The sequence below is a fragment of the Anoxybacillus sp. ST70 genome (assembly GCF_019553625.1).
Classification (GTDB): Bacteria; Bacillota; Bacilli; order Bacillales; family Anoxybacillaceae; genus Anoxybacillus; species Anoxybacillus gonensis.
Genome location: NZ_JAHZOF010000010.1, coordinates 47,700 through 71,896, shown reverse-complemented (window position 1 = coordinate 71,896; position 24,197 = coordinate 47,700). Strand labels below are relative to the sequence as shown.

At 41.2% G+C, this 24,197-nt stretch carries 37 protein-coding genes; 2 read left to right on the top strand and 35 right to left on the bottom strand.

The features are described from left to right. Nucleotide 1: 1 nt before the first annotated feature. From K1I43_RS12920 to K1I43_RS12825, 20 genes are all read right to left on the bottom strand, one after another. On the bottom strand, nucleotides 2–961 hold the full coding sequence (locus tag K1I43_RS12920; protein ID WP_019417366.1) for an XkdQ/YqbQ family protein: 960 nt from the start codon (nucleotides 959–961) through the stop codon (nucleotides 2–4). Further along, nucleotides 961–1,635: a LysM peptidoglycan-binding domain-containing protein gene (locus K1I43_RS12915; protein ID WP_019417365.1), complete on the bottom strand. Its 675-nt coding sequence runs from the start codon at nucleotides 1,633–1,635 to the stop codon at nucleotides 961–963. The genes K1I43_RS12920 and K1I43_RS12915 overlap by 1 nt, the downstream gene beginning before the upstream one ends. After that, the gene (locus K1I43_RS12910) at nucleotides 1,635–3,875 is read right to left on the bottom strand and encodes a tape measure protein (RefSeq protein ID WP_019417364.1); all 2,241 of its coding nucleotides are present in this window, start codon (nucleotides 3,873–3,875) and stop codon (nucleotides 1,635–1,637) included. Before K1I43_RS12910 ends, K1I43_RS12915 begins: the two co-directional genes overlap by 1 nt. A 183-nt stretch (nucleotides 3,876–4,058) precedes the next feature. Next, nucleotides 4,059–4,460, bottom strand: a complete 402-nt coding sequence (locus tag K1I43_RS12905; protein ID WP_019417362.1) for a phage tail assembly chaperone — start codon at nucleotides 4,458–4,460, stop codon at nucleotides 4,059–4,061. Between the two features lie 11 nt (nucleotides 4,461–4,471). Next, complete coding sequence (locus K1I43_RS12900) at nucleotides 4,472–4,936, bottom strand: phage tail tube protein (protein WP_019417361.1); 465 nt, start codon at nucleotides 4,934–4,936, stop codon at nucleotides 4,472–4,474. An 18-nt stretch (nucleotides 4,937–4,954) separates the two neighbouring features. After that, nucleotides 4,955–6,253, bottom strand: a complete 1,299-nt coding sequence (locus K1I43_RS12895) for a phage tail sheath subtilisin-like domain-containing protein (RefSeq protein ID WP_019417360.1) — start codon at nucleotides 6,251–6,253, stop codon at nucleotides 4,955–4,957. Continuing rightward, the gene (locus K1I43_RS12890; protein WP_238148397.1) at nucleotides 6,253–6,435 is read right to left on the bottom strand and encodes a hypothetical protein; all 183 of its coding nucleotides are present in this window, start codon (nucleotides 6,433–6,435) and stop codon (nucleotides 6,253–6,255) included. The genes K1I43_RS12895 and K1I43_RS12890 overlap by 1 nt, the downstream gene beginning before the upstream one ends. Further along, nucleotides 6,410–6,817 (bottom strand): phage tail terminator family protein, encoded by a 408-nt coding sequence (locus K1I43_RS12885; RefSeq protein ID WP_019417358.1) that lies wholly within the window; start codon nucleotides 6,815–6,817, stop codon nucleotides 6,410–6,412. Before K1I43_RS12885 ends, K1I43_RS12890 begins: the two co-directional genes overlap by 26 nt. Continuing rightward, nucleotides 6,807–7,205, bottom strand: coding sequence for an HK97 gp10 family phage protein (locus K1I43_RS12880; protein WP_019417357.1), 399 nt, complete (start codon nucleotides 7,203–7,205; stop codon nucleotides 6,807–6,809). The genes K1I43_RS12885 and K1I43_RS12880 overlap by 11 nt, the downstream gene beginning before the upstream one ends. Next, the gene (locus K1I43_RS12875) at nucleotides 7,205–7,570 is read right to left on the bottom strand and encodes a DUF3599 family protein (RefSeq protein ID WP_019417356.1); all 366 of its coding nucleotides are present in this window, start codon (nucleotides 7,568–7,570) and stop codon (nucleotides 7,205–7,207) included. The genes K1I43_RS12880 and K1I43_RS12875 overlap by 1 nt, the downstream gene beginning before the upstream one ends. Nucleotide 7,571: 1 nt before the next feature. Beyond that, a complete protein-coding gene (locus K1I43_RS12870) occupies nucleotides 7,572–7,904 on the bottom strand; it encodes a head-tail connector protein (RefSeq protein WP_240688427.1) in 333 nt (110 codons plus the stop codon). Nucleotides 7,905–7,915: 11 nt separating this feature from the next. Further along, nucleotides 7,916–8,062, bottom strand: a complete 147-nt coding sequence (locus K1I43_RS12865; RefSeq protein ID WP_019417354.1) for a hypothetical protein — start codon at nucleotides 8,060–8,062, stop codon at nucleotides 7,916–7,918. A gap of 13 nt (nucleotides 8,063–8,075) precedes the next feature. After that, a complete protein-coding gene (locus K1I43_RS12860) occupies nucleotides 8,076–8,894 on the bottom strand; it encodes a N4-gp56 family major capsid protein (RefSeq protein WP_019417353.1) in 819 nt (272 codons plus the stop codon). 20 nt (nucleotides 8,895–8,914) lie between these two features. Then, nucleotides 8,915–9,472, bottom strand: a complete 558-nt coding sequence (locus K1I43_RS12855; RefSeq protein ID WP_019417352.1) for a phage scaffolding protein — start codon at nucleotides 9,470–9,472, stop codon at nucleotides 8,915–8,917. A 132-nt stretch (nucleotides 9,473–9,604) separates the two neighbouring features. Beyond that, a complete protein-coding gene (locus K1I43_RS12850) occupies nucleotides 9,605–9,814 on the bottom strand; it encodes a hypothetical protein (protein WP_019417351.1) in 210 nt (69 codons plus the stop codon). Then, entirely contained in the window at nucleotides 9,814–11,268 is a 1,455-nt protein-coding gene (locus tag K1I43_RS12845) for a minor capsid protein (protein WP_019417350.1), read from the bottom strand. The genes K1I43_RS12850 and K1I43_RS12845 overlap by 1 nt, the downstream gene beginning before the upstream one ends. Next, complete coding sequence (locus tag K1I43_RS12840) at nucleotides 11,261–12,685, bottom strand: phage portal protein (RefSeq protein WP_019417349.1); 1,425 nt, start codon at nucleotides 12,683–12,685, stop codon at nucleotides 11,261–11,263. Before K1I43_RS12840 ends, K1I43_RS12845 begins: the two co-directional genes overlap by 8 nt. A gap of 13 nt (nucleotides 12,686–12,698) precedes the next feature. Continuing rightward, the gene (locus tag K1I43_RS12835) at nucleotides 12,699–13,958 is read right to left on the bottom strand and encodes a PBSX family phage terminase large subunit (protein ID WP_020424532.1); all 1,260 of its coding nucleotides are present in this window, start codon (nucleotides 13,956–13,958) and stop codon (nucleotides 12,699–12,701) included. After that, entirely contained in the window at nucleotides 13,930–14,448 is a 519-nt protein-coding gene (locus K1I43_RS12830) for a terminase small subunit (protein WP_019417347.1), read from the bottom strand. The genes K1I43_RS12835 and K1I43_RS12830 overlap by 29 nt, the downstream gene beginning before the upstream one ends. A gap of 20 nt (nucleotides 14,449–14,468) precedes the next feature. Then, nucleotides 14,469–14,624 carry a hypothetical protein gene (locus K1I43_RS12825; protein ID WP_019417346.1) on the bottom strand — a complete coding sequence of 52 codons (156 nt, stop codon included), beginning with the start codon at nucleotides 14,622–14,624 and terminating at the stop codon, nucleotides 14,469–14,471. A gap of 162 nt (nucleotides 14,625–14,786) precedes the next feature. Between K1I43_RS12825 and K1I43_RS12820 the strand changes: the two genes are divergently transcribed. Beyond that, nucleotides 14,787–14,978, top strand: coding sequence for a type II toxin-antitoxin system HicA family toxin (locus tag K1I43_RS12820; protein WP_019417345.1), 192 nt, complete (start codon nucleotides 14,787–14,789; stop codon nucleotides 14,976–14,978). Nucleotides 14,979–15,005: 27 nt separating this feature from the next. Continuing rightward, entirely contained in the window at nucleotides 15,006–15,416 is a 411-nt protein-coding gene (locus tag K1I43_RS12815) for a type II toxin-antitoxin system HicB family antitoxin (RefSeq protein ID WP_019417344.1), read from the top strand. Nucleotides 15,417–15,437: 21 nt separating this feature from the next. Here K1I43_RS12815 and K1I43_RS12810 read toward each other — a convergent pair whose 3' ends face one another. From K1I43_RS12810 to K1I43_RS12740, 15 genes are all read right to left on the bottom strand, one after another. Further along, nucleotides 15,438–15,938, bottom strand: coding sequence for a sigma-70 family RNA polymerase sigma factor (locus tag K1I43_RS12810; protein ID WP_019417343.1), 501 nt, complete (start codon nucleotides 15,936–15,938; stop codon nucleotides 15,438–15,440). A gap of 82 nt (nucleotides 15,939–16,020) precedes the next feature. After that, on the bottom strand, nucleotides 16,021–17,211 hold the full coding sequence (locus tag K1I43_RS12805) for a spr1629 family repressor/antitoxin (protein ID WP_019417342.1): 1,191 nt from the start codon (nucleotides 17,209–17,211) through the stop codon (nucleotides 16,021–16,023). A 22-nt stretch (nucleotides 17,212–17,233) separates the two neighbouring features. After that, entirely contained in the window at nucleotides 17,234–17,995 is a 762-nt protein-coding gene (locus tag K1I43_RS12800; protein ID WP_019417341.1) for a spr1630 family ClpXP-sensitive toxin, read from the bottom strand. Nucleotides 17,996–18,106: 111 nt separating this feature from the next. After that, nucleotides 18,107–18,307 carry an XtrA/YqaO family protein gene (locus tag K1I43_RS12795; RefSeq protein WP_026011606.1) on the bottom strand — a complete coding sequence of 67 codons (201 nt, stop codon included), beginning with the start codon at nucleotides 18,305–18,307 and terminating at the stop codon, nucleotides 18,107–18,109. Between the two features lie 582 nt (nucleotides 18,308–18,889). Further along, nucleotides 18,890–19,645, bottom strand: coding sequence for a hypothetical protein (locus K1I43_RS12790; RefSeq protein ID WP_240688426.1), 756 nt, complete (start codon nucleotides 19,643–19,645; stop codon nucleotides 18,890–18,892). Next, nucleotides 19,642–20,049 carry a DUF1064 domain-containing protein gene (locus tag K1I43_RS12785; RefSeq protein ID WP_240688428.1) on the bottom strand — a complete coding sequence of 136 codons (408 nt, stop codon included), beginning with the start codon at nucleotides 20,047–20,049 and terminating at the stop codon, nucleotides 19,642–19,644. Before K1I43_RS12785 ends, K1I43_RS12790 begins: the two co-directional genes overlap by 4 nt. A gap of 5 nt (nucleotides 20,050–20,054) precedes the next feature. Then, complete coding sequence (locus K1I43_RS12780; RefSeq protein WP_240688425.1) at nucleotides 20,055–20,378, bottom strand: dUTPase; 324 nt, start codon at nucleotides 20,376–20,378, stop codon at nucleotides 20,055–20,057. Then, a complete protein-coding gene (locus tag K1I43_RS12775; protein ID WP_136260311.1) occupies nucleotides 20,341–20,541 on the bottom strand; it encodes a hypothetical protein in 201 nt (66 codons plus the stop codon). The genes K1I43_RS12780 and K1I43_RS12775 overlap by 38 nt, the downstream gene beginning before the upstream one ends. Nucleotides 20,542–20,732: 191 nt before the next feature. Further along, nucleotides 20,733–20,897 carry a hypothetical protein gene (locus tag K1I43_RS12770; RefSeq protein WP_220382676.1) on the bottom strand — a complete coding sequence of 55 codons (165 nt, stop codon included), beginning with the start codon at nucleotides 20,895–20,897 and terminating at the stop codon, nucleotides 20,733–20,735. Beyond that, complete coding sequence (locus K1I43_RS12765; protein ID WP_136260310.1) at nucleotides 20,894–21,079, bottom strand: hypothetical protein; 186 nt, start codon at nucleotides 21,077–21,079, stop codon at nucleotides 20,894–20,896. Before K1I43_RS12765 ends, K1I43_RS12770 begins: the two co-directional genes overlap by 4 nt. 6 nt (nucleotides 21,080–21,085) lie before the next feature. After that, a complete protein-coding gene (locus K1I43_RS12760) occupies nucleotides 21,086–21,901 on the bottom strand; it encodes an ATP-binding protein (RefSeq protein ID WP_136260316.1) in 816 nt (271 codons plus the stop codon). Then, nucleotides 21,849–22,640 (bottom strand): DnaD domain protein, encoded by a 792-nt coding sequence (locus tag K1I43_RS12755; protein ID WP_136260309.1) that lies wholly within the window; start codon nucleotides 22,638–22,640, stop codon nucleotides 21,849–21,851. The genes K1I43_RS12760 and K1I43_RS12755 overlap by 53 nt, the downstream gene beginning before the upstream one ends. Before the next feature lie 4 nt (nucleotides 22,641–22,644). Beyond that, a complete protein-coding gene (locus K1I43_RS12750) occupies nucleotides 22,645–22,815 on the bottom strand; it encodes a hypothetical protein (RefSeq protein ID WP_019417331.1) in 171 nt (56 codons plus the stop codon). After that, complete coding sequence (locus K1I43_RS12745) at nucleotides 22,805–23,626, bottom strand: recombinase RecT (protein ID WP_019417330.1); 822 nt, start codon at nucleotides 23,624–23,626, stop codon at nucleotides 22,805–22,807. Before K1I43_RS12745 ends, K1I43_RS12750 begins: the two co-directional genes overlap by 11 nt. After that, a complete protein-coding gene (locus tag K1I43_RS12740; RefSeq protein ID WP_019417329.1) occupies nucleotides 23,574–24,197 on the bottom strand; it encodes an NUMOD4 domain-containing protein in 624 nt (207 codons plus the stop codon). The genes K1I43_RS12745 and K1I43_RS12740 overlap by 53 nt, the downstream gene beginning before the upstream one ends.

Genomic DNA, 24,197 nt, shown 5'->3' with positions numbered 1-24,197 from the left:
ATCAAATCACCTTCAAATCAAGTTGCATCGTGTGCACACCACTGTCCCAGTTGTGCGTGCATTCATCGACAAGGAAATATTGTTTCACGCCGATTTTTTCAATGTACACAAACACAAAACAACCTGCACGCACTTTCCAATGACCGAGACAATTGAGTTTCAATGATTTCGTTTCCCGATTCCGTAACTTAATCAGCTTGTCCAACAAATCCTTAATTTGCGCTGCTGTCATCTTTTCGTCGACTTTTCGAAATTCTTGCAGTCGTCCCCATTTGGCAATGTTCGCGCTGTCTTGAGCGATGTAGACCTCGCGTTTGCCAGTTTTTTTGTTGTCTTGTACGATTTTGACGCGATTATATGTTTCTTCGTCAATGGATTTTTTATAGTCAAAATCAAAAAGCAGACTCTCTTCTCCAATGTAGAAGTCGTCTGCTGGAATGGCCATGTTATTGATATTTCGTAAATCCAGCTTTCCAAAATGATCGAACAGCACATAATTTCTGTTCGTCGCAATTAACGTTGAATCTAAAAACTTCGCGACCACATCGAGCACTTTTTTATTATCTTCAACCATCGCTGGCACTTTGTATCCTGTATCTTCAAATGTTCCGATTCTTAATCCTGCATCGGCAGCAATTTTCTTTATACCAGCTGTCGCTGTGGTCGCAGAAAATACAAATGTGTCGTTATACATGAGGTACCGCAATTGGTCATATGCTTTCACATGAAATTCACTACTTGTGTTAAAACTGGTTTCGAATACATATCCGTAAAAAATCTTATAAGCACCGTCTGTTACACGAATAATAGCCCCGTTATTGACAGGGAATTTCGTTGGTTGCTCAATGATTAATTTTGCGTCCAACGTCCCAGCCTTCCCGATTCGGCTAGTTTTCCATTGCACGCTTGATACAGGCATGTCCCAGATAGATCCGTCTCGGTTATCGATTAATATTTCCATCATTTCACCCAATCCGTAGGGATTTTTAACACTAACCCGATTGGTAGTTTCCGCAACTGACTATCCTTAATTCCGTTCAGCTTTTGCAGCTCTGGATATCGGTTGCCGTTTCCAGTGTAAAGTTTTGCTACTTTCCAAAGGTTATCGCCCGCTTTCAATGTGTACGTCGTTGGCTTAGGTTTGGTATTTGGGCGCGCGGGCGTATTTTTCTTTACAACCTGAACGGCTGATGACGTTTGTTTTTTGACCACTTGCATTTTCTTTGGAGCAAACGGCACATATGTTTTCAATTCAAGCGAAAAATTGACGTCTTCACTACCGAACGATTCGTCATATTCGAAATGCTCAATGGTCACTAATTCATTGATTGTAAAAGAACCGTTGACGTAAATATAGCGCACCGGCTGTTTATTGGTCATCCATTTTTGTAACAAGTCAATATAGTATGTCGGCTCTTTGAAAACCGCGCCCGAATAGTGGGTAGGTTGAGCAGGAAAAAAAGAATCAAGAGAGAAGCCTGATAACTTTTTGTCTTTCGGTACGTTGACACGCCCGAGCTTTGCAATCGTAAACTCCTCTCCGTCTCCTTCTGTTTTTACATTCACTTTCTCAGGATTCACAGGAAGCCGAAACATTTCTTGGTCATTTGCATGAAAATAAATGGCTCGTTCCATCACGCATACACCCCTTCTGCTGAACGGGCGATTTCATTTACCATGCTTTCCTCGAACTTGCGAACAAGTTGGTCAACATCCACCTCGTTGCGAATATCACCGGTCTGCACTTGAACCGTTGGCGTCAATGTGATGAAATTTTGAATGGACTTTATTGTCGCCAGCTCTTTAAAGACTTGTAAATCTTCGTCGGCAATGTTAATTTCATCGTCAATTTTTCCGACTTTATCGAGCTTACCGCCCGTCGGGTTTTTGTCATCTTTCCCACTCGCTAGAGGGTTTTTCATTCCAGGGCTATTTGCGATTTGACTTCCTAATGACTGTGAAAATGGATTGCCCTTTTTTATTCCCTCTGCTAGTTTTTGCGTTTTATCTAACAAGTTGGCTGTTTTATCAGACAACCATTTGCTCATTTTATTTCCAGCAGCATACCCCGCATGAAATGCTTGCGGAACATTAAATCTATTCATCCTCGGAATATTGACTATAAATTCACTACTTGTTGGCGGTTTTAGATTCGCCGCAAAGTTTTTCAGTCCGCCAGACAAACTTCCGACTGAACTAGCACTTAACTTGCCGATCGTACCAATGTTCACGCCCGGTATCATGTTCAACGCTTTGATTAAACCATTGACTGCACCAATTGCGATATTTGCTCCCTTAACAAACGCGTTTGCTAGAAAGTTTGCGGCTGTATCAAATGAACCGGCGAGTGCTGCCATATTATCGATGACCATTTTTACCATATCGTAAAATAGCTTTTTCACCGCATATACTGGGTCAAAAAAGACATTCATAATAAATTCAGCAACCATCGCAAATAAGTTCCAAATGTTTGCGATGATATTCCAAACGAACGCCCCTAAACTAGCGAATAGTCCGAAAATAACTCCAATAACTTCTGCCGTCTGCTCTCCCCACCTTACTGTGGCATAAGCAACAAACCCAAGCAAAGCAATGATAGCAAGCAACACCCACGTGGCCGGCGAACTAAGCATGGCTGTGTTATAAACCCACTGAGCTGCCGCGGCAATCATTGTAGCTGTTTTCACTATCAACCATTTCGCCGCAAGCCCAAGTAAAATCGCGCCAATCCCAGCTAAAACAGAACCAATCACCGTTAAAATCGGCGCAATCCACGACCAGTTTTCTTCAAAAAATCGTCCGAAGGCACCGATCATTCGATAAAAGAACTCCAGCGCATCAAAAGCAAGGTCCATTCCCTTAATAAACACGTTGACAAAAAACATCGCGTGCTCCGCCATTGTCGCAAACGCATCAGAGTTCACGAACTGGTTAAAACGAATCAACAACGGTTCGAACGCACGAAGCGACCAGTTTTTAAACATGGTCATTGCGTCTGCAAACGTCAACGGCATGTTTTTGAATTTCTTTTCGATGTCATCGGCTGCTTTGAATAGGGCAGCTTTAACAATATCAGCTGTGATTTTGCCTTCAGAAGCTAAATTTTTAAGCTCTCCCTTTGGAACTTTCATCATTTTCGCAATCGCATCTAAAAGAAAACCAGCATTTTCTGCGATGCTATTGTACTCTTCTCCTTGCAATCTTCCTGCACCCATTGATTGTGTGAGCTGATACATAGCTGACTCGCGACCAATTTTTGATATACCATTTGCAGCAAATGCTTTTCCCATTAATTCAGAAAAGCGAATGATTTCATCGGTATTTCCAAAAGCATCTGATGCCAATGAACCTAACTTCGCCACAGAGTTTGCCATGTCCACATACCCACTTCGACTGCGTTGTGCGGCTTGATATACTTTCTCTTGTAACTCTGCCTGTGTCTGCAAACCGTCATTAATATTCGCTAAACGAGCTGATGTAGAAACATAAGCGTCTGAGGCTTGAACAAATGTTTGTATCCCTTGCCTTAACGTCTCTATTGCCATATATGCTGCAGCTGATCCTGCAAATGCAGCAAAGAAACTTTTCACCGAGTTTGTCGCCCGATCAACAGGAGGAGGCAAATTAGCAAATTTAGATCCTAACGGCCCCAAAGAGCTATCCGCCTGTTTAGAAGCTACCATCAAGCGCTCTAAATCAGCCGATGCGTTCATAATGGCTTTGCGTGCTTTCGCTAGTCCTTTTGTATCTAGTTGAGTCGCGCTTGCATCCATTTTTTCCATCACGCGAATGGTCGCATCCATCGCACGAATCATTTTCATGAGTGGTCCTGTCAATCTATCATTTAACGCTAGCGTCGTTTGAACTCCAGCCATTCGCTCACCCCCTCATTTTGCTTTTTATGCGGTCTTGTTCTTCTTTCTCTTTTTTTAGCTCCAACTGAATGCTCGCAATCACAAACGCTTTTTCTTTTCGATCCATTTCTAAAAAATCACGAGGGCGCCAATGAAAACGGTGGAGAGCAACATGCGCATAAAACGCCTCTCCACCTTCTTCAATTAGTTTTTTGCCTCTTCTACCTCTTCATCCATCGTCTTATCAAGCCCCGAAATTTCTGTGACCTTCTCGAGAATTTGGTTTGCTTCACCGAGCAAGAACATCTCTGCGAATAGCTTGTCCGCACCTAATACGCCGTAGGACTCCTGCAACTCACGATCATTCAAATCAGGATACACAATCGACGCCACACAAATTTCGCGGTTGTATCTTACCACATCAAATACACGTTCCATTTTTCCGCCTTTGCCTGGACGGAATTTAAAACAACGCTCGTTAATGGCGTCGGCTTCCCCCGCAGTCAACGGACGCAACACAAGTGGTTCGTCAAAACGCTCCAGTTTCAATTCCACGTTTTCATATGGCTTCGCATTTCCCTTTAAGAACGCCTTAAACTTGCTCATGCAGATCCTCCTTAGTTAATCGTTTTAAATTGGTCCAGCAAATCGAAATCGTCAAAGGTGAACGACACTTCATCTTTTAAGACATCGTCGGAATCACCATCCAACTTGGCAATTAATGTGCTATCTGGCACGATGTTTTTAATAATCGCCGTTTGCTTCCCAGCGGCACTCGTAATATCTGCATTAACCAACATCGCATCGAAAATCGGCGCTTTTCCTGTCCGCAAATATTCCAACGCCATCGCTCGAATTTCTGGGCGGTGGTAGTAATATGTCATATTTCCTTTTCCGTTTGCCCCGACGATTTTACTGCCGTTCATGCGTGCACCTACACGCTTCACATCAGCTTTGATATATTCGATTGTCGCATCGAATTTCACAATTTCAGCAAATTCATAAGATTTTCCGTCAATCGTGATGTATAATGTTCCTTCCTTCGACGAAATCGCGTCTTTAGATTCCATTACGCGTGGCATATCCATCACCTCCGTTTATTATTTGCACGCAACAATCATGTAGAGTTTTTCCATGGCGTCGACGAACTTAAGTCCCACATTCACCAATACCGCGTCTTTTTCATCGCCTTGTTCAACCACAATTTCATCTGGATTATACGGCTCCAAAGCACCAACTCGCACGAGAGGATCCAATACCGTCTTCATTAGCTCTTTTTTGAACAAATTTCGACCGTCATCGTTGTTGTTTACTTTCCCGATGAAATACTTGGAGTAGATATATTGCGTATTATCTGAAACAATGTCCATTTCACGAACAATTTTGTTTTTGCGGAAGTCTTGATTTTTCGTCGGTGTGAAAGAACGGAACGTATTAATGTCTTGTTCGACAACGACCGCGTCGCGATTGAAAGTGTAGACGATGTGGCCATCTTTCAACGCTTGTTCGATTTCTTCATGCGTTTTGCGCTCACAATCCACCGCGCCCGGATATTCAGCATAGGTCAATGAATTCGTGCCAGCACTCGCATACGCTGCCGCATACCAATACAGCGCTTCCTTAGCCGTTAATTTCTCTCCTCCTTCAAGCGTGACTCCATTTAACACAGACACCACGCCTTCATGGTCGGCAGCATTATAATTGTTTGTCACCAACGTTACATTTTTTCCGTAATTCGCACGCCATTCTTTCACTTTCAACGTGAGCAATGCTTTTACTGTCGAATCATCTGTGCCCACAGCGACCACTTTGAAATCTTGCGTATCAAGCCCTGCCGCAAATTCCGTATACGCGTCGTTTGTTGCCGTTCCAGTTGTTCCGCCAGCAAGTGTTAACGTCACATCAGAAGTCGGCAACTGGCCACTGAATGTCACAAAAGCGTTCGGTTGCAAGTCGGCAATGGCAGCTACGGTTTGTGTATCAGCAATCGCTCCGTCGAAGTACGTTTTCACTGTTGCAGTCCCATCTAAATTTGCTGTAACGACCACGGAAATTTTGTTTCCGTCTGACCCTGCATATTTGGCTGTTGCTGTTAATCCACCACCAGTCGCTGTCGCTTTTGTTCCTTCACTGTTTAGGTTATAAACAATCACTTGGCTCGTCGCTTTAAACGCTTCGCGCACAGGAACGATTGCACTTAAATCCTTGCCAAATACTTCTTTAAACTTCGTATTTGGTGACACTTTCACAAATTCTCTTGTTTCGCCCCAGTCTAACTTGAGAGGGATGGCCACCACACCTGCGGCAGTATCCTGTATAGCATTCAAGCCATTTGTCTCAAAATTGATATACGCACCAGGTCGGACTTTATTTTGTGTTTTCCATGTTCCACCTGCCATTATTGAACCTCCTTCGCTTTCCACTCACTCAGCAGCGAGTCTACTTCTTCTTTCGTGTACGTTTTTGATTCATCAAGCAATACTTCAAGCAACAGCCGATCTTTTCCGTATTCTGGGACACGAATGAAGGCTGATTTTCCGTATCTCACTTGTTTTTCAGTCTGTTTTGCCAATCCACACACCTCCTAGCGTCTGCATCGTTGTTTCATCCACCACTTCTTGCAGGCGTACAGATACATCGAATGTGATGACAAGTGCATCGTCTTGTTTTCCCCCTTCTATTCGATGCACATGATATTTGTTGGCGATATATTGAAATTCAGTTTGAAACGTTTCAAATACGCCATCACACTCCGCATCCACTTCCGTTGATTGCGGAAAATATACAACATTCCATGAGTAAGTTCTCCACACTTGTCCTTTGATTTTCCGTTCTTGTTCAGACTGAATCATACGAACGAGAAAAGCAGGAGTTTGAAGCCCCTGCTTGACTTTTTCATCATATACTTTGACGTTTTCAAACACTTGTTTTATTTGCTGAATGATGAGTGCTTTAATCTCCAAAGATCCGCCTCATCTCCTTTTCAATCTCCCGTTGCCACATATTCGGGGCGATTTTTTGCATATCGTTCATTGTCAATTTCAACATAAACCGACCTTCTACCCATCCGACGGTCTGTCCAGCCACCACAATACGATGCCCATTTTCCACAAACGACGCATACTCGGCTTGATTGTAAATATGAATATAAATTGTATCGCCTTTGCTTACCACGTAGTACTTCCAATTGTTTCGTAAATTCCCTGTATCCACAGGAGTCAGCTTCTTCACTTTTCGAATCGCCAACTGCGCGATGCGCTCTGCAACCTTCATTTGAACTTGATGGGCGATTTTATTCAATTCCACTAACTGCTGTTTTAACAATCGGACTTCGCTAAATTCATATCCCATTACGCATAGCCCTTTCGAATGAGCAATACTTCTTGATGGGTGACATACACAAACGGTTCTTTCGCTGACTCGTAACGCACCCCATCGATTACAAAAACATCCCCAGCTCGCACATCCATCTCGCTGGACAAAAAAACTTTAACATCGTATTGAATGACGTTTACATCATCTTGTGATGCGTTATTCAGCGTCTGCATGCCAACAGTAGAAAGGCGACAAGGCACGTTTTCGTACTTTGTCACCCATTGCATTCCATCAGCACCATTCGGCTTCTGATACGCTTCGTATCGTTGAATAGTAGCTGTTCGGTCATACAGTCGTTCGACTACGGATTTAGCTTTGAGAAAGATATCACGGACCGACATGCTACCACCTCATTTTTCGGAACTTATATAAAGCGCTCTTGTAGGATTGAACGATGCTTTCCACTTCGGTTTCGCCTTGACTTTTTTCAGGAACGGCAAACGTCACTTGCACGTCCCCTTCTTTAATGGACTGGACAGCTTGTTCGGCATCGGGTGCATTTTTTTGCTTCAGGCGAATGAAATCGACTACCATATCCGCATGCACATACAACAACTCTTGCGGGATGTCGTCGCGATTGCAAAAAGTTTTAATCGCTTGACCAACTTTGTCGATATACATCATCAAACGTTCATCCGATGGCGGAGTTTCTAATTCCGCTTTCACAATATCCATCACATCCATCGTTATTCAGCTGCCTTTTCTATCGCTTTCTTCGTTCCCTTTTTCTCCTCTTCTTCTTTCACTTCTTCGTATCCAGCGTTTTTAAATGCAGCTTCTTGTACATCATTTGTTGCGATGAGCACTTTATCTCCTTTTTTAAACTTCTTCATCCTTTGTCACCCCTTACGCTTTTTTGTGTACGTAAATGGCGTTCTTTTTGTTTTCAAATACGAACGCATCGTAGCGAATACGTCCTTCCACAAGCGTACCGTTAATGCCTGGCGGGTTTTCGTGTGTCACATAGTCTGTCAATTTAATCGGCGCAACCGTTGCCATTGGGTGTGTGATGAAAAATTCGACGTTTGCTGGTAAATACGAAGATGGAACGGTAATCAACGGAATCCCATCAATTTGACCTACTTGCCCTTTCATTAACGCGTCTTGTGCAATATCAGATGCTTTGATAAAAGAAGGGTCCAAACGAATTTGCTTATAAAAATTCGCTCCAATATAAGCTACACGCCCAACAAGTGGCACTTTCAAGTCTGTAAGTGTCGTCGTTGCGTCCAAGAATGCTTCATAGGCATTATCCTTTGTAATCGGTGCTGTCGCTGTTGTGCCTGCGTTTGCACAAATGATGGCAAAGCGGTAGATGTCCACCTCTGGAACAACCACTTCGTCAATCTGACGAGCCAGCGCCTTCCCAGCTTCCATGACGCCCATCGTATCTTGCTTCGATTTGTTGTCAATAGTGAACGTAAACGAACGGTCACGCGTCACTTTCATTTCTTGCACGCTGTTTTGTAATTCTGATGGCGTCCCGTAACGGCTCATTCCCGTCGGTGTATAGTCTTGCATCGGAACGGTTGGAATCGAGAATACTTTCACCGTTTCGACCCCGACCCAATCCAAGTCTTGATTCACAGCTCCATTCGAAAGAGATTGCTTTTTAAAACGTTCATCTACATATGGTGCATACTTTTCTGCATAGTTAATTGGCATTACTCATTACCTCCTGTACATTAAATAGAATTGAATCCAGCTAAGAACGGATCTTCTGACTCTCCGCCAGTCGGACTGCCCTCTGCTGGTTTGATACCTGTGATTTTTGGTTGGTTACTGTTTTCAGGTACAAATAAAAAGGACTTGGTTTCTTGCAGCGTCTTTAGCTGCTCCTCCAGTCCTTTTGTGATGTTGCCATTTTCATCGAGTTCGATTGTATTTTTGTCAAGAAGCGATGCAACTAGGTCGGCATCATGCACTTTTCCATTGATTGCGAGTTTAATTGCGCTGTTTAGTTGCGTTTCTTTGATTTTCGCTTCATATGCCGCCTTCTCGTCCTTATATTGCTTCTCCAAGTCCGCAAGCTTTGTTTGAAGTTCTTCATTTCCTTCCGCTTGCTTTTTGAGCTGTTTTAAGTCATTATCACGTTGTTCTAGCTGTTTTTTCATGTCGTCGAGGCTAGCTTTTAAGTCATCCACTTTCGCTTTTTGCGCCTCTACCGACTTCCCATGTTCAGCCATAATTTTGTCAATGACGTCTTTTTCAAGACCTAAACTTTCAAGAAATTCGCGTTTCATTTCCATTCCTCCTCTGGTTACGTTTTTTTTACGTGGTTACGGCCACGAACCACTTTGTTCTTTAACGTCTACAAATGCTAAAAAGACGAGAAATAAAAAAGCACTCAACCACCTAAATGTGATTAAGCGCTTCTAGCCAATGACTTCGATCGATTTTATTTCGGTTTCCAATACTCCAAAAACATACCCTTGTCCTTTTGTTTCTTCGTTTGTAATTATTAAGCTATCTATTCCATCCTCACTGTCTTCTCCATCGCAATAATCGCGAACAAACCCTTCTAGCACATCTCCATCCTTGTATATAATTCTCACTTTCTTACCTACATATTCCCAGATTTTCATTACTCATCACCTTTCTTTATTGTTGGGACAATGTGAGTACCTGTTTTAGAGTAGTGTATTCTAAAATTACTTGTCACTGTTTCCTCACCCGTCGTTTGGTTTACATGCACTCCTATCGGTTCGGAATGTGAAAAAATATCCTCCTTTTTCAACCACTCTAAAGTTTTCATATTCACAGCCAATTCCCCTGTTCCTGCGTATTTTTTCACTAACTCATTGGCTTCTTCATAAGAAATTGTTAAATAGCTTGGTTTCTGCCTGCCTTTCGCTTTATTTCTTTCTACATAATCAAGATAGCGCTTATGAGATGGATTATGCTTGTCATAATGGTTTCGGCTATGCTCCAACTTATAAACACCATTTCGAATATCAGCTCGTATCTGTTCTTCTAACGCTTTACGTTTCTCTCTTTCTCTACGTTCAGCCTCGAGCTTTGGTTTCAATACATTTTCATTATACCACTCATCATACGAAACGGAATCCACCAACCCGTTCATCGACTGGCGTTTCTCACCTTTCGTATATTCCGATTCATCAAAATACGGAATCGTCGTCGTTCGGCAACGGACATGGAAAGGCGGAGCATTCGTGCCTGGCTTATAATCTTTGACGTTATAGATCTTTCCGTCTTGATATCTACAAATATCCGATGTTCGCATATCGAGCGTGGCCAAAATCTCGTACTTCTCCATTCCTGCGTCGCGATAGCTGTTTTGTGCAGCCAAATTGTGAAAGAAACTCGCTTCCGTTCTGACCAACGTTTCAGCGCGTGAATATGCCACGTCCGTTACTTTCACAATTTCTTTTGCTGTTTTGTCAATGGAACGACCGATGATAAAGCTTTGTTCGAGCGACTTTCGGATATTTCGCATCGTTTCCTGCTCGTGTCCCCAGATTCGTTTCGAAAATTCTCTGCCACTCCAGTTATACGACATCACTTCGCGCATCGTGCTATCGTCGAGTATTTGAACATTTGCAGGTATACCAGCCATCGCAAAATCATACATGAAGTGATAGTACGAGTTTTGGTATACATCCACCAATCCGGTGTAGGTGTACTCTTGCAAGCCATTTTTGCCGCCGTATAGATGCAACATCGTCATTTCAATCTGTGCCAAGAGCAGTTCTAATCGCGAAATTCGGACACGATAGCTAATTGCGTTGAGTAAATTTTCATATTGTGGATTCCCTTCAAGCGCCATCGCACGAAAACGAGCAAGGTCAATTTCTTTAAACGCCTTTATTTCTTGCGACGTTAGTAGCTTCCTTGCCTCATGTAGCGAAATTTGATTATCTTTCGCATACCGAGCGTAAAAGGCTTCAATCTGCTTCAAAATATCACGCTGTGCCTCTTTGAGCCGTTGCTTCATCTGCGCCAAATACTTGTCGACAATCAGCTGCGCTTCCTGTTCTCTTTGCGTCGAACGTTGTTCCCAATACTGACGACTATTCATTTACGTTCCCATCTTTCTGTTGTTGCTGGAACGCTCCTTGATAGCCATTATCCATTTGCTCTTGTTCCTGTTGTTTTTTCAGTCGTTCTTCCACTTGTTCCGTATACCACGGATGATTTTCGCGAATCGTTTGGTCGTCGAGAATGCCAACCGATGCCTGGCAGTTAGCAATGACCTCCGACTCGTTAATAATAATGTCCCGATTGAAAATAATTGAAATCGGTTCATTCGTAAAATCGCCTTTCCCAGTCATGAGCAAATATTGGTCAATGAACCAAATCAATTGCTCTAAACTGGATTGAAACTCAGTTTCGAGAATGTTACAATCCATATCCAAATCTGAGTATCGGTATCGCAGCGCTACGCCACTTGCGTTGCCTAAATTTTCGTCTTGTGTATCGACACCACGTCCAAACTCATAGATGGCTTTGCGAATGCGCAATAATTCTTTTTCGACTGCATCTGTCTGTAAATCAGCTTGTAGCTTGCCCACATCACCGTTTTCATCTAACTTTACCGCCCGATATCGGTTCAAATCATTTAAAAATTCTTGCAGGTCTGTTCCTCCGTAATTCACAAGCTTGTAGATGAAATTCGGAATATCGGCAAGTAAATCCGCGTTCACAGACGCTTGCAAGTTATAATCGTCAACCAACGACTTGATACAATCGATGAGTGGCTGTTCTTCTTCGTTGTACTTAAACACAATTAACGGCATGCGCTCCCACAAATACGGCTTCTCGTTAATAGTGAAATGATAATTCGTTTCTACTCCAGCCAACACATCTGGAACGAGCGAGTCAGCTTGCAGCACGTAATATTTAATTCCTTTCGGATGATGGTACTCCACTTTCTTTTGTTTTTGCTTTTGCGTGTTCGTGTACACCACTTCTTCATACACGCGAATAAACGACACAATTTCCTCGTGATCGTTATCCTTCCAAAACGGAATAATTTGCTCGCTCGGAATTTTTTTAAACGACAGCTCGCCTTTTTCGTCAATGTATACATACAAAAAAGCGATCCCTTTATTGATCGCTTCTTTTCCAAGGTTTTTCATTGTTTTCAACAAACGTTTATCAAACATATCTTGCATCATTTTCCGATATGTTTTATTTTCTGTCGCGATGGTCGGCTCTTTAGAAAGTAAGTAACCCACCTTCTGATTCACGAGCTTTTTCACAAAATCATGAGCCAACTTTTGATTCGACCGCCAAGTGATATCCTGCTGTTTCTTTTCGATATCCATTTTCGTGCGATAATATCGCTCGCCAAGCACCATCAGTTTGCGCTTATCACTCGTTTCCCAATCCTTAACGATGGCCGCCAAAAGCTGTTCGTCTGTCATGATTCCTTTCGATAATTCTGAAAGCACTTGCTCATGCCACGGTGCGCGAAATAAATCTTCAATCAGCACACGCTCACCTCCTCTATTTCAAGATTGATACGGACGGTCCACGTCTCATTCCCTCGATGCTATACCTTAATGCTGCCATCGCATCATCCAAAAATTCCACAGGTTCATCCACATAGGTATTAGTTCGTTCATCTTTTTTCCATTTCCACTGTTGAATCTCTTTTATCGTATTTACACACTGTGGATGAATATAAATTTTATGCTGCTTCAACCAATCGATTTGAGCCTTTACGCTTCCTGGTTCTTTCTTTACAGGATAAGCGCGGTATCCTGCTTGCCGCCACATTTTAATGCGGTCAGGCTCGGCGCTATCACAATACATTATAATCTTTTTACTCAAACCTTTTTGTTCGGCTAGCTGAATAACCTCGCTCGTATCTTTTTCATAAACATAAATTTCATCACAAATAAAAATCTCATCGTCTTTGAATCCAACAGTGAGAATAGCATTTGCATGGTTAAATCCGAAATCTTGGCCGTACGTCATCCTATCAAAACGTGGAAACGACGTATCAAAATCAAGGACCTCATAATTTGTTAAAATCAAGCCACCGAGTTCTCCCCATTCACCTAAACCGTAAACCCGATAACCTTCCGGATCCCGTTCCTTTCGCAACATCATTCGACGGTGATACGCTTCATCAATAAAGCGATTATCAAGGTACGTAGAATGATGTGTAAATATATCTGGATGAACAACATCGAAATATTTCCCCTTAATCCAATGAGTTGCCGAAACCGGGTTAAATGTAAGCGTGATCTGATAATACAAATTCGGGTTAGGCAATTCTCCACGCAAACGATCGTCCAGAATGTCAATATCCTGCTCAGCGAGTTCGGTCGCTTCTTCTACCCAAATCCATGTCAACTTACCTCTCTTGAACGTGATGGATTTAACTTTTTCCCGTTGACGGGCGTCACTCATACCGCGAAAGATGATCCGGTTTCCAGTTATCAAGCATTCCATCTGCAATGGATTTCGAGTGATGCGCCATACTTTCGGTGCATAATCACCAAACATCCGGTTGATAGCTGCTTCGAGTTCAGCAAATGTGCTATCTCTGTTGGTCTCCTCAACTTTACGCACAACCAAAAGGTTCGCGCCTTCATACCTTGGGTCAGACAACTTTTTGATATAATCCTGGGCAATGTTGACCGATTTCCCAGAACCAGCAGATCCTTTTAATACCCGATAACGTTTGCGGCACTCATTAACCGGCTTGAATATAGGATTCCAACGAATTTTACGCTTGATTGTCATCTCCATAATCATCTTCAAACACCAACTTTACATTTCCACCAAGTTCCAATTTGTCATTAAATATTCCAAGATGACGCCCTAACTTTTCAAGAGCAGCCACCTTGTCATGTAGCTTAATCTTCTTGGTTTTCTTTTTACCCGATTCAAATTCAATTTCCTGTTCCGTGACTTCAGCTACACACGCAGCATCTTCATCTGACAATTGACTGCTATCACGAAAATGGACTCCCTCTCCATCCCACTCAACAAAATCAGTCATCTTGGCAAAAGCAATTTTGGCTAATTCTTGGATTACACGATCTTGCGTAATGCCAGTTCGCCGTGATCTTTCAGCCATAGCCGCCGCAATCGCTTCGGAAACTGTAGTTTTCTGTAGGAGCTGGTAACCGATTTCCGATGCTCGTTTCACACTATACCCTGCGCGAATCGCAGCCTGCGTTGCATTTAAATCAATTAAATACTCCTCTACAAACCGTTTTTGCTTCTCTGTCAATTTCCGCATCTACATCTCACCTACCTCCCTCACTTTCTTCGAATCGCCCCGCGCACTCGTTTGTACGTATCGCGGCGAACGCCCATGATGTCGAGCCAATCGCGATGACTCAATCCTTTTCTTTTCTTCTTCGCCTTTAATTTTTTTATCTCATCGTCTGATAAATGGTCACATAATTTATACATCCTCATTACCCCATGCATAAAATAAGTGCCTAGCGTTCAACTAGGCACTCAAGAAAAAGGAGGACTTCTATATATTAGTGGCATTTACACGACAAAAAATAATGAAAAAAACATTGACACGTATTATAATACGTGTTATAATAAAATCAAGGAGGGAGGGAAATGAAGAGTTACTCTTCAAAAGAATTAATAAAAATTATACAACAAGATGGATGGTACATAGTAAGAACAAGTGGCAGTCATCATCAGTTTAAACATCCTAGTAAACCGGGCTTAGTCACCGTCCCTCATCCTAAGAAAGACTTACCAATCAAAACTGTAAAAAGCATACTCAAACAGGCGGGGCTACTCTAAGCCCCCTCCTAAAGGAGGTTGATGTATATGAACAAAAAAGACCGTTACATTTACCCAGCGGTTTTCGATTATGCGGATGATGGAATATCTGTTGAGTTTCCGGATCTTCCTGGCTGCTTTACATGCGGAAACACCGAAGAAGAAGCGTTTCAAATGGCAAAAGAAGCGATGGCATTACACTTATACGGCTTGGAACAGGAAAATGAAGAGATTCCTCAACCTTCAAAAGTATCAGAAATTCAAACAGGAAACAATCAAGTTATCGTGTTTATCGAGGTATGGATGCCACCTTTTCGTCATGAAATGGAAAACAAAGCAGTCAAAAAGACATTGACCATTCCTAAATGGCTCGATGACCTTGCCAAACAATACGATGTGAACTATTCGCAAATTCTTCAAGAAGCGTTAAAAAAGCATCTTGGCGCTACCGACCGATAAATAAATGATATAAAAGCCTCTTCAGCTACACATGCAGAAGAGGCTTTCACTAATTCTTTTCTGTATTTTCTTTTCCGCCCGTTCAATCATCGTCTGGACGCTGCTTGAAGAGATGCACAAATAATTGGCGATTTCACTGTAAGTTAAGCAATACCCCCGTGACATCAGATATACTTCTTTTTCTCGTTCGGTAAGCACGGATAAAGCGTCCTCTATTCGTTGTTTGTCCCAGCTCGTAATGATGCTTTCCTTTTCGTGATCGTCCCATTCGTAAACAGGTTCATTAGAACGAAAATATTTTTGCATGAGTAATGGGTCGAATAATTTTTCACGTTGATATGCTGCTCTTCGTTCAATGCCACGTCGATTTTCGGGACACCTTCCTGTTTCCATCCATTCAATAGCAAATTCCAAATCAGAGATCATCCCAGCAATCACTTTTTTATCTTCATCAGTCGCGCTTCTATACATTTTCCTTGCCGTCTTTAATGACTCTTTATATTGCTGGATCAGGTTATTCACATGCAAACAACCCCCTTCAAATAAAAAAGGACACCAAACGAGCGTTAAGCTCATTCAGTGTCCTCCAGTTGGCTGGTAGGTATCATTTAATTCCCTCTATTCCTAATTCACTTACTGAAAAGATTTTGGTCTCAAGCTCCCTGTATTTTTTAAAAAATTCCTCTTCTATCCCAGTTAATACAGTAAAAAAACTTTCATCTACCCTTAACTCATTCATTAAACTGGATACAGAGTAAATGTTTTTTTCAAAAAGTAATCGCAAGATGCTTCGAATTTTCATTGGTCTCTCTATAGGAATTTTATCGTCTAATGGTTCTAAATTTTTATAGCCCTTTTTGTTTATCAGCATATAGTAATAGCGATATTGCTGATAATCAATAATGTTCAACTTAAAAGCCCTTATTGCAATAGCTTGTAACGACACATTCCACTTCTGTTTTATATCAATATATGCATCTGGATTGGACAACTTAACAATCCCTTCACAGTCCCTTCTAAAAATCTCCTCCGGTAACAAAAATTCAGAAGCAAAGGCATGCGCTTCATCTTCAAGGAGCTTATATGACTTCTTATCTTGCATTGTAAACTCTACTTTGTAGTGTAAGAGCAAATGTCCCAATTCATGTGCCAAATCAAAATTTCTTCTAACCGCAGATTTTTTGACAGACCCTAATATGATATAAGCTCTATCGTCCTCTGTCCATAAACTATAAGCGTCAATATTTTCTGCAAATTCTTTTTCAAGAATAAAAGCCCCAGCCTTCTCTAGCAGGAATAATAAATTTTTATTGGATTCTTTATCCAATCCAATTCTTTCACGAGCTAATTCTGCAATATACTTTATTTGTCGTTCTCTATCCATTTCTGGATTGTCCTTTAAAAATTTAATCGTATCTCTTCTCAATTCTAAGAGTACATTTCTCGGGTAGCTAACTTTTTTCTCAATCTTTCTCAAAAAAGCATCGACAAATCTGACATGCATTAGTTCACTTTGAGATTTATTTAGCGAGTTAATCGTCTCCGATCTGTACGCGATATGCTGTATTTTGATATTGTCCGTATCCAATTTATTCAAAAGATCTGGTTTATAAAAATACGTCGCCTTCACATTAAAAATCGTTTTTAATTTATTTACAACTTCTAACTTTGGAAAAGCGTATCCGTTTTCATATTGCCAAATAGCCTGTTCAGTTACACCAACTTTTTCTGCTAGCTGTCTTCTACTCAAATTGTGAAGGATTCTCATGTTGATTAAGCTTTCACCAACGAACACAGGCTACCCCCCTATCTTGGGATTAATTCTTCTTCTCTTCCGAATCATCTAATACAATTCCAAAGACGTGAGCGTCTAAGCTCACTTCTGAACTATTTTCATTTATTAGAATATTCTTTAATTCGTTGTCAATACTAATCGCATGTGTTCCATTAATGTATTTTGTCAAATCTTCGATCAGATATGCTTTATTATTTACAGGATTAGGCATCCATAATCCTATTTGCTCAATTTGTTGACTTTCATCAATTTTGTACGTAACAATATAAAACCGCTTATACTTAGACTTTAATTTGGCAATTTCTTTGTTAACATCTTCATTTAGATAACTATCTTCTATTAGCTCAAGTTCAAGCTGAGTAGAATGCCCATGTTCTAAAGAAACTTGTTTAAAATCAATTTCTGAATTAATTTGCATCAACTCCTCCATATAAGATATTTTTTTGTTACGTGTCCGTCCTAATGCATCTTTCCCCCGATCGACTTGTTCAGGATTGAAATATCTCGCATTCTTAACAATAAACAACATCGCTTCACTATCGTTCTTAAACTGCAAGTATTGCCATGTTAAACCAGCTTTAGCTACCTTACTCTCAACCCCATATGGTTCGCACGCTATAGCTACATGATGATCGATGTGGTTTCCTTTGACCCACGCATAAGCACCACTCACTTTTAAGCTTTTCGCCTTTTCGCGTCGAACCTCTAAATAATCTCGATAACCTTCAAAAATCCCATCTACAATTTTCTGATTCAACCCTCTTGATAAAGCATACTCCTTCATTTATCGAATCCCCCACATTCTTTGAACAATATCATTTAAATTTTATTAAAGAAAATATGATTTGTATATGATTTTATTAAAGTTTTTTTAGTTTCTCTCTCTAATTAAAAATTAAAACTCTTCCCCCTCATCAAATCGGATACGTTTCACTTTTCCTTGATGCGTGATAATCTTTGTTTCCCCGTACGATGGCAACTCGGTGATTTTCGCCTTCCCATCACAAACAACGATGGCAAAACTCCCTTTTTGTTCCATTATATCAATTTCTAGTTTACGAGTAGAAGGATTTATTTTTAGCTCTTTTAATCTCATCAGAAGTCCCTCCCGTGTTATAATGAATGTAGCGAGCGCCGGGAGAAGTCCTGGCTTTTTTATATTATGAAATTGTTGCGCATTATCTTCGTAATGTGTATTAATAATCAATCTTCTTTGTTTACCCCACAAAAGCCAATAAATGGCTTATACGATGGACATTGTTTATCATTTGGCAACAGCCTAAAATCATTCGATTCATCGTAATGCTCACTTAAACTTTCACTAACACAAACCATAGAAGAATCATTGTTGAACATTTTGTGTTTGGGACTCCACATATTCCAATAACACTCTTTCAAATTGCATTTCAACAAAATCACCCTTTTTTTACTTCGTTCGCTTTATTATCGCTTGCTCGGTCGCTGTTTGATCTGCTCAAGTTCTTCTTGCGAGAGGTAGTACGTGACTACCTCTCCTGTCGACTTCTTCATCGAATCACCTTCCAGCCCTTTCTGATACGGCTATTCAGTTCACATTTTTGTAGTTCCTCATACAACCACACTTTTTGTCCATCCTCAATCCGAAACAACAGATACCCCTTTCGTTTTCTTTTTTGCTTCTTCATGTACAACACCTGTTTTAAGCCCCGTAAACGTCCATATGGAGCTTTTGCAAAGCATATAGTCTTAACCCCTTAACCTCTTGTTCAAGACGCGTCAGCGAGGCGAAATAGCGCTCATTTCGTTCTGTTAACTCAGAAATAGACTCTTTCAATCTTTGAACATGATTTTCAAGAAAGAGATTTTCTTTATGCAGCCGTTCCTTGTCCGCCATCGCTGTTTCGAAAAGCTCTTTCCAGTGTTCAACTTCCTTCTCTTTCTCGGTCAGCATCTTGTGTGCGTGAATCGCCTCACGTTTGAGCCACTCAATGCCTTCGTCATCCTCTTCTATGCTGTCTGACTGCGTTTCTTCTGTGGCGATTGACTCTTGCAACATTGCTTGTGTTTCCGATTCTTCAAGCGTAGACGCGATTTCTTGTTGTGCTTCTTGTTCAAGCGCTCTTTTAATATGCCCCTTTCTGAAATATTTCCACGAATATAACTGTTGATTGGTGATTCCTTTCACCTTTGCGATCTCTGAATCACCCATACCTTTCTTGTGCATTTCAACATATTCCTCAACCGTCAAATCGATTTTTTTGTTTGACACATCTTTCTCCCCCTTCACACTTTCGCAATCTTTCAAAATATCGTCGAGGCTTTCTCCGTTCCGCAATCGCTCCAGCTGGTCGGGCGTCAGCTGATACTTTCGCACCGTTGTGTCAATTCCATGAGGTCTGTTACCGAAACGAACATCCCATTTTTGATACGGTGATACACTCGTGAATCTGCTCACTCCTTTTTCACCTTCCTTCTCAACTTTTTGAGCTTGTCCAATTCAATCCATCCGCCGCATTTCTTGCTGTATGTAACGATGCTAAGTTTGTGCGGATACGCTTTTTCGAACAATTTTCTCTTGAGTGCGAAAACGGGCGTTTCGTACCCTTTCACGTCAACAACTTCAATCGAACCGTCCAAATGTGTGATTTCAAAGTCGGCGATGTACTCTGTCTTCCTGAACGTCTTGCCATTTTTCCTGAATGACTCCAATAGCGTATACCGCGGCTGGAGTCGGAATGATTTGATTTGTTTGTTCGCAAGCAACCACTTCAGTTGCTCGTAGTAGCGTGCCTCTGCCTGCGAATCGAATGTGTGTCCATCTATTTCTGTCTTTTTTGAACCGTACTTTGTTGCCATGATACACCTCAGTATCCTTGTTCTTGGCGCTGGTGATTGATTTTATTCTTTGCCATGTATTTTTCAAAAATCGTTTCTGGTGTTAGGTCGACCATTCGGGACAAAGACAACAGGAAATGCCAAAGGTCAATGACTTCTTCTTGCAATCGATCTATGTCAACCTCTTTTTCTTGTTTCCACCATTTCCAGTTCACTTCACGGCGAATCTCATCGATTTCGCTTTCCATGGCTATCGTGATTGCGATTACCCAATCGTCTAGCGTCTTGTCGATGTTACGCTCAGCGATGATACGCTCATCTAATTCTTTTTTGCATTTGGAACATCGTTTCAAGTTTTTCAATCTCCTCATCCTCGAGTACTTCAACAGCAGTTGCTAAACCTGCCATGAAACCATCAAGCCCATATTTCTCTGCACTCTCAATTAGTTTTGTAAGACGTTCCTTTGCGTTTGAAACTGTTTTTTCAAAATGCTCTAACACCGTTTGTTTCGTCATTTTTACATATCTCCTCTCCGTTAGTTATAGTTAGTTATAGTTAGTTGTTGATTTAGCTATAGAACAAGTCCCAAGTGTTATCACCTCGCTAGACGCTTTATTTTGCTCTGTGAGGCGTTTTTCTCCTTCTGGGATACTTACCTATTACCCCCTGCAAGAAAAACGTCGTGTGGGCTAAAAATGAGCGTATATCATGGTTTCATAGTCGTAAGTAACCACTGCAATGTGTAGTAGTCGAGTTCTGACACGTGCTTGCCGTCGTGTTCCCTCACTCCCGCGTCGAGTAGTTGACGAATCATGATTTGTTTTTTCAGTTCTTGCGTGAAGGTGATTTTCTCATAGAGAATACCCATCACCCACTCACCTCCATCTTCAATCGTTCTTTCGCTTCACGAAGTCTTTTTCTAAACTCAATCGTTTTCTCTTCGGCTTGTTGTCTGGCGATCTCCGCATATTCACAATCACAAGGAGTAAAAGAAAATGCTCCTGGTATCACTTCTTTGACTGAATACCCCTTTCCAAAACACTTTTGACACATCTTTTATCACCCACTTTTCTGTAATCGGAAGTCTTCGCCCTCAACTTCGAGGAGATATGAACCGCATTGTCCTATCAATCTACTTGCCGCAGCATACCCAATTTTTTCGCTCAATGTTCCACGATCTTCGTTGCTATTAAAGACAATCGGTTTTTGCTTTCTGTATCTCTCGTTGATAATCTGATAATAGAGTGCCTCTTTTGCCTCGCTCCATTTGGCTTTTCCGATATCATCCCAGACGAGCACATCCGCATGAATAGCACTATGCAAAATCTTGTTGAGCGTTTCGCCCTCGTCATTCATCATCTTGGCTTGAATCAACTCGTCCATGAATGTGACATCTGAAACGACGAGTACATTGAATCCGTCCTTAATGAGCCGTTTGGCTAACGCAATTTGCAAATGAGTTTTGCCTACGCCGAAATTGTTGTGCTTTTGTTTCATTGGTGCACGTTCATGAGGCGGAAGTTCTCGCAATCGCTGTTCACCAACAACTGCGATAAAACCAAGGTTGTGCTTCGCGATCCTGTCATTCTTCTTGAACTCGTTCATATATTCAAGTGTCATATCGTACATGGATTGCTGATACTGCGTCACTCGCTTGAAGTTCTCAAAATTTGCATGCACAAACTCGTCTGGAATGAGCGCCTGCTTGAATCTGCGTCTCCACGCTTTCCGTTCCCTGCAATCACAAAAACTAGCGATCTCGTAACCTCGTTCATCGCGCTTGAAAATCAACTCGGTATCTTTGCAAATCGGACACTCATATTCACCCTCCCCATGCTTTTCGGGCTGCTTCGGCTTCTCGGAGGATTTGCTCATAAGACTTTTCTTTTGCAGATCGGCTAACACCTCTGCGATGCTTGTGAACCTCACGATCGTTCACTCCTTCTCGCTTTCTATAAAACTCTCGCTCGTAGGCTTCAATATCTTCTATCGTGCGTAGATTGTTTTGTACCCACTCACGAAGTATCCCCTCTGCGTAATTCCATTTCTTCTGTTGTTTAAGTGCTCGTTTCATAGCCTCGATGACAATCTCGTCTCCAACGTCATCTATCCATTGATCGATGCACTCTGATACAAAAGGACTTTCTACACCAAAGTTTTCTTGATAGAACTGATGGGCGTTCCTTACTACTGCTACTACATTATTTTCTTTATTACTTAGTAAGTTATTATTTAGTTCTTTATTATTTAGTAGTGGCGGATTTTCCGTCGACGGTTTTTCCGTTAACGGATTTTCCGTCGACGGTTTTTCAGTCAACGGTGAGTTTGGGCGTTCAAGCACAATGTATTGATTATTTGAGAATTTACCTTGCTGTCTCGTCTGTTCTTTAATGATGTATCCATACTCTTGCAACTCTTTGATGATGCTTTTGGTAGAGTCTCTTCCGTTTGTGCTCCTATTTTTCAAATCGTCAATTCGGAATACCCAATCATTCGGCATTGAGAGCATATATGCTAACAGTCCTTTAGCTTGCCAAGACAACCGTTTATCGTTTAAAAAGCCCTTATCCAACACCACGTAATTTTCTTTCTTTTCAACCCGGAAAATACTCATGCTGTCACCCTTTTCTGACACAAATCGCAAATCCGTCTTTCACGCTTTTTACTGCATATTCTGGATATCTTCGCATATACTGCAATACAAGCTGTTTGAAATGGACGTTATCTTTTGCCTCCTCCCAAATCCAGCGTGGGAGGAGGATTTTATATGTTGGCTGTTCATTGAGCATCGAAGACGATCTCCTCTTGTTGAGGCGTTTCCGTTTCAATTGGCACCTCAAACGCTTCTGCTTCGATGTATTCAGCTTCCTGAACCTCGCTTGTGATGTCTTTCACTTCCTTCGTATCCACTTCTTTTTCATCTTCATTGAATGCGTTTTGCATTTCGATCGAGAGGATACCCCATTTAGAAAGCAATGATTTTAGAACTGTTTTCTTGGCCATGGCATCAAAATCGTTTTTCCATCCAAAATCAGATTTTGAGTATTTTTTGCGATGCGCCTCGATTTGTTCTCTTGTCCAGTAAACAGTTTTACGGAAGCCGTTAATCAATTCGAAATAGGCTGCGTAACCAACTACAACGTCCGATTTCTTTTGTTTAGAATCCATTTCGAATTCTTCTGTCAACCTATCCCACTTTTGTAATTCACCTTCGTAAACTTCAATGACGTTAATGTGCTTATATTGACCAGTTCTCAAAGCAAGTTGGATGTAACCTCTGTAACCCATGATCGGAGTGGCTGTAGTTCCATAAGGGACAATGTACATATAACCAAGATTTTTATCTACTGGTAAATCAAGACTTGCTGCCACCATAGCAGAACTAATAATGGACATTGGCTCACATTTTTGAAGCATTTTTTCACTGTTGTATAAGTTCAGAATTGATGTCGCGAACTGTTGCGCTCTTTTCCCCAGCACTTCCTCAAAACGTTTTTTCATACTTTCGCTATTCAACAACTGTTTAAGTGTGACTCCTTGTTGAATATTAGAGTTTTGTTTTTTGGCAATTTGATTCTTTAGAGATTGAGTTGTGGCCATCTAAATTACCTCCTTGATACTCAAAAACGTACATCTTTGGTTTTTTAACCATTCCTTTAAGAAAACGGCAAATAGTGTGAGCGTTAATATTCAATTCTTTTGATGCTTTTGTAATACTCTCAAACTCTCCAATAAAATTCCCGTTGACATCGTAAGCAACAACCGGTATCGCTCGAAATTTGTTATTCTTATTTCTTTGTGACGCCGTTTTCTTGATTGTTTGTATCATTTTTTCACTAACGGTTTTTAGACCTGTTTTATAGGCATGTAAATTGTTATATGAATAGGAGCACCATTCCAAATTCGAAAGATCATTGTTCAATTTATTACCATCTTTGTGATTGATGGTTCTAAATACTTTTGGATCTGGATTAGGCAGAAAAGCTTCTGCTAAGATCCGATGAATATAACAACTTTTCCCTTTGTTTCGATACCACAGAGCCACAATTAAGTATCCGTTTTTAGCAACAGACGGTTTCAAAATATATCCCGTACTTTCCCTTCTGACTCGACCGAGATTGCTAACACTATACACACCTTCATATCCCTTAACCGGTTTCCAAACTTCCAT

Coding starts and splice junctions, on each gene's coding strand:
- K1I43_RS12920 (WP_019417366.1), bottom strand. CDS start 961: ATGGAAATATTAATCGATAACCGAGACGGATCTATCTGGGACATGCCT.
- K1I43_RS12915 (WP_019417365.1), bottom strand. CDS start 1,635: ATGGAACGAGCCATTTATTTTCATGCAAATGACCAAGAAATGTTTCGG.
- K1I43_RS12910 (WP_019417364.1), bottom strand. CDS start 3,875: ATGGCTGGAGTTCAAACGACGCTAGCGTTAAATGATAGATTGACAGGA.
- K1I43_RS12905 (WP_019417362.1), bottom strand. CDS start 4,460: ATGAGCAAGTTTAAGGCGTTCTTAAAGGGAAATGCGAAGCCATATGAA.
- K1I43_RS12900 (WP_019417361.1), bottom strand. CDS start 4,936: ATGCCACGCGTAATGGAATCTAAAGACGCGATTTCGTCGAAGGAAGGA.
- K1I43_RS12895 (WP_019417360.1), bottom strand. CDS start 6,253: ATGGCAGGTGGAACATGGAAAACACAAAATAAAGTCCGACCTGGTGCG.
- K1I43_RS12880 (WP_019417357.1), bottom strand. CDS start 7,205: ATGGGATATGAATTTAGCGAAGTCCGATTGTTAAAACAGCAGTTAGTG.
- K1I43_RS12875 (WP_019417356.1), bottom strand. CDS start 7,570: ATGTCGGTCCGTGATATCTTTCTCAAAGCTAAATCCGTAGTCGAACGA.
- K1I43_RS12870 (WP_240688427.1), bottom strand. CDS start 7,904: ATGGATATTGTGAAAGCGGAATTAGAAACTCCGCCATCGGATGAACGT.
- K1I43_RS12865 (WP_019417354.1), bottom strand. CDS start 8,062: ATGAAGAAGTTTAAAAAAGGAGATAAAGTGCTCATCGCAACAAATGAT.
- K1I43_RS12860 (WP_019417353.1), bottom strand. CDS start 8,894: ATGCCAATTAACTATGCAGAAAAGTATGCACCATATGTAGATGAACGT.
- K1I43_RS12855 (WP_019417352.1), bottom strand. CDS start 9,472: ATGAAACGCGAATTTCTTGAAAGTTTAGGTCTTGAAAAAGACGTCATT.
- K1I43_RS12850 (WP_019417351.1), bottom strand. CDS start 9,814: ATGAAAATCTGGGAATATGTAGGTAAGAAAGTGAGAATTATATACAAG.
- K1I43_RS12845 (WP_019417350.1), bottom strand. CDS start 11,268: ATGAATAGTCGTCAGTATTGGGAACAACGTTCGACGCAAAGAGAACAG.
- K1I43_RS12835 (WP_020424532.1), bottom strand. CDS start 13,958: ATGATTATGGAGATGACAATCAAGCGTAAAATTCGTTGGAATCCTATA.
- K1I43_RS12830 (WP_019417347.1), bottom strand. CDS start 14,448: ATGCGGAAATTGACAGAGAAGCAAAAACGGTTTGTAGAGGAGTATTTA.
- K1I43_RS12825 (WP_019417346.1), bottom strand. CDS start 14,624: ATGTATAAATTATGTGACCATTTATCAGACGATGAGATAAAAAAATTA.
- K1I43_RS12820 (WP_019417345.1), top strand. CDS start 14,787: ATGAAGAGTTACTCTTCAAAAGAATTAATAAAAATTATACAACAAGAT.
- K1I43_RS12815 (WP_019417344.1), top strand. CDS start 15,006: ATGAACAAAAAAGACCGTTACATTTACCCAGCGGTTTTCGATTATGCG.
- K1I43_RS12800 (WP_019417341.1), bottom strand. CDS start 17,995: ATGAAGGAGTATGCTTTATCAAGAGGGTTGAATCAGAAAATTGTAGAT.
- K1I43_RS12795 (WP_026011606.1), bottom strand. CDS start 18,307: ATGAGATTAAAAGAGCTAAAAATAAATCCTTCTACTCGTAAACTAGAA.
- K1I43_RS12775 (WP_136260311.1), bottom strand. CDS start 20,541: ATGACGAAACAAACGGTGTTAGAGCATTTTGAAAAAACAGTTTCAAAC.
- K1I43_RS12765 (WP_136260310.1), bottom strand. CDS start 21,079: ATGTGTCAAAAGTGTTTTGGAAAGGGGTATTCAGTCAAAGAAGTGATA.
- K1I43_RS12760 (WP_136260316.1), bottom strand. CDS start 21,901: ATGAGCAAATCCTCCGAGAAGCCGAAGCAGCCCGAAAAGCATGGGGAG.
- K1I43_RS12755 (WP_136260309.1), bottom strand. CDS start 22,640: ATGAGTATTTTCCGGGTTGAAAAGAAAGAAAATTACGTGGTGTTGGAT.
- K1I43_RS12750 (WP_019417331.1), bottom strand. CDS start 22,815: ATGCTCAATGAACAGCCAACATATAAAATCCTCCTCCCACGCTGGATT.
- K1I43_RS12745 (WP_019417330.1), bottom strand. CDS start 23,626: ATGGCCACAACTCAATCTCTAAAGAATCAAATTGCCAAAAAACAAAAC.
- K1I43_RS12740 (WP_019417329.1), bottom strand. CDS start 24,197: ATGGAAGTTTGGAAACCGGTTAAGGGATATGAAGGTGTGTATAGTGTT.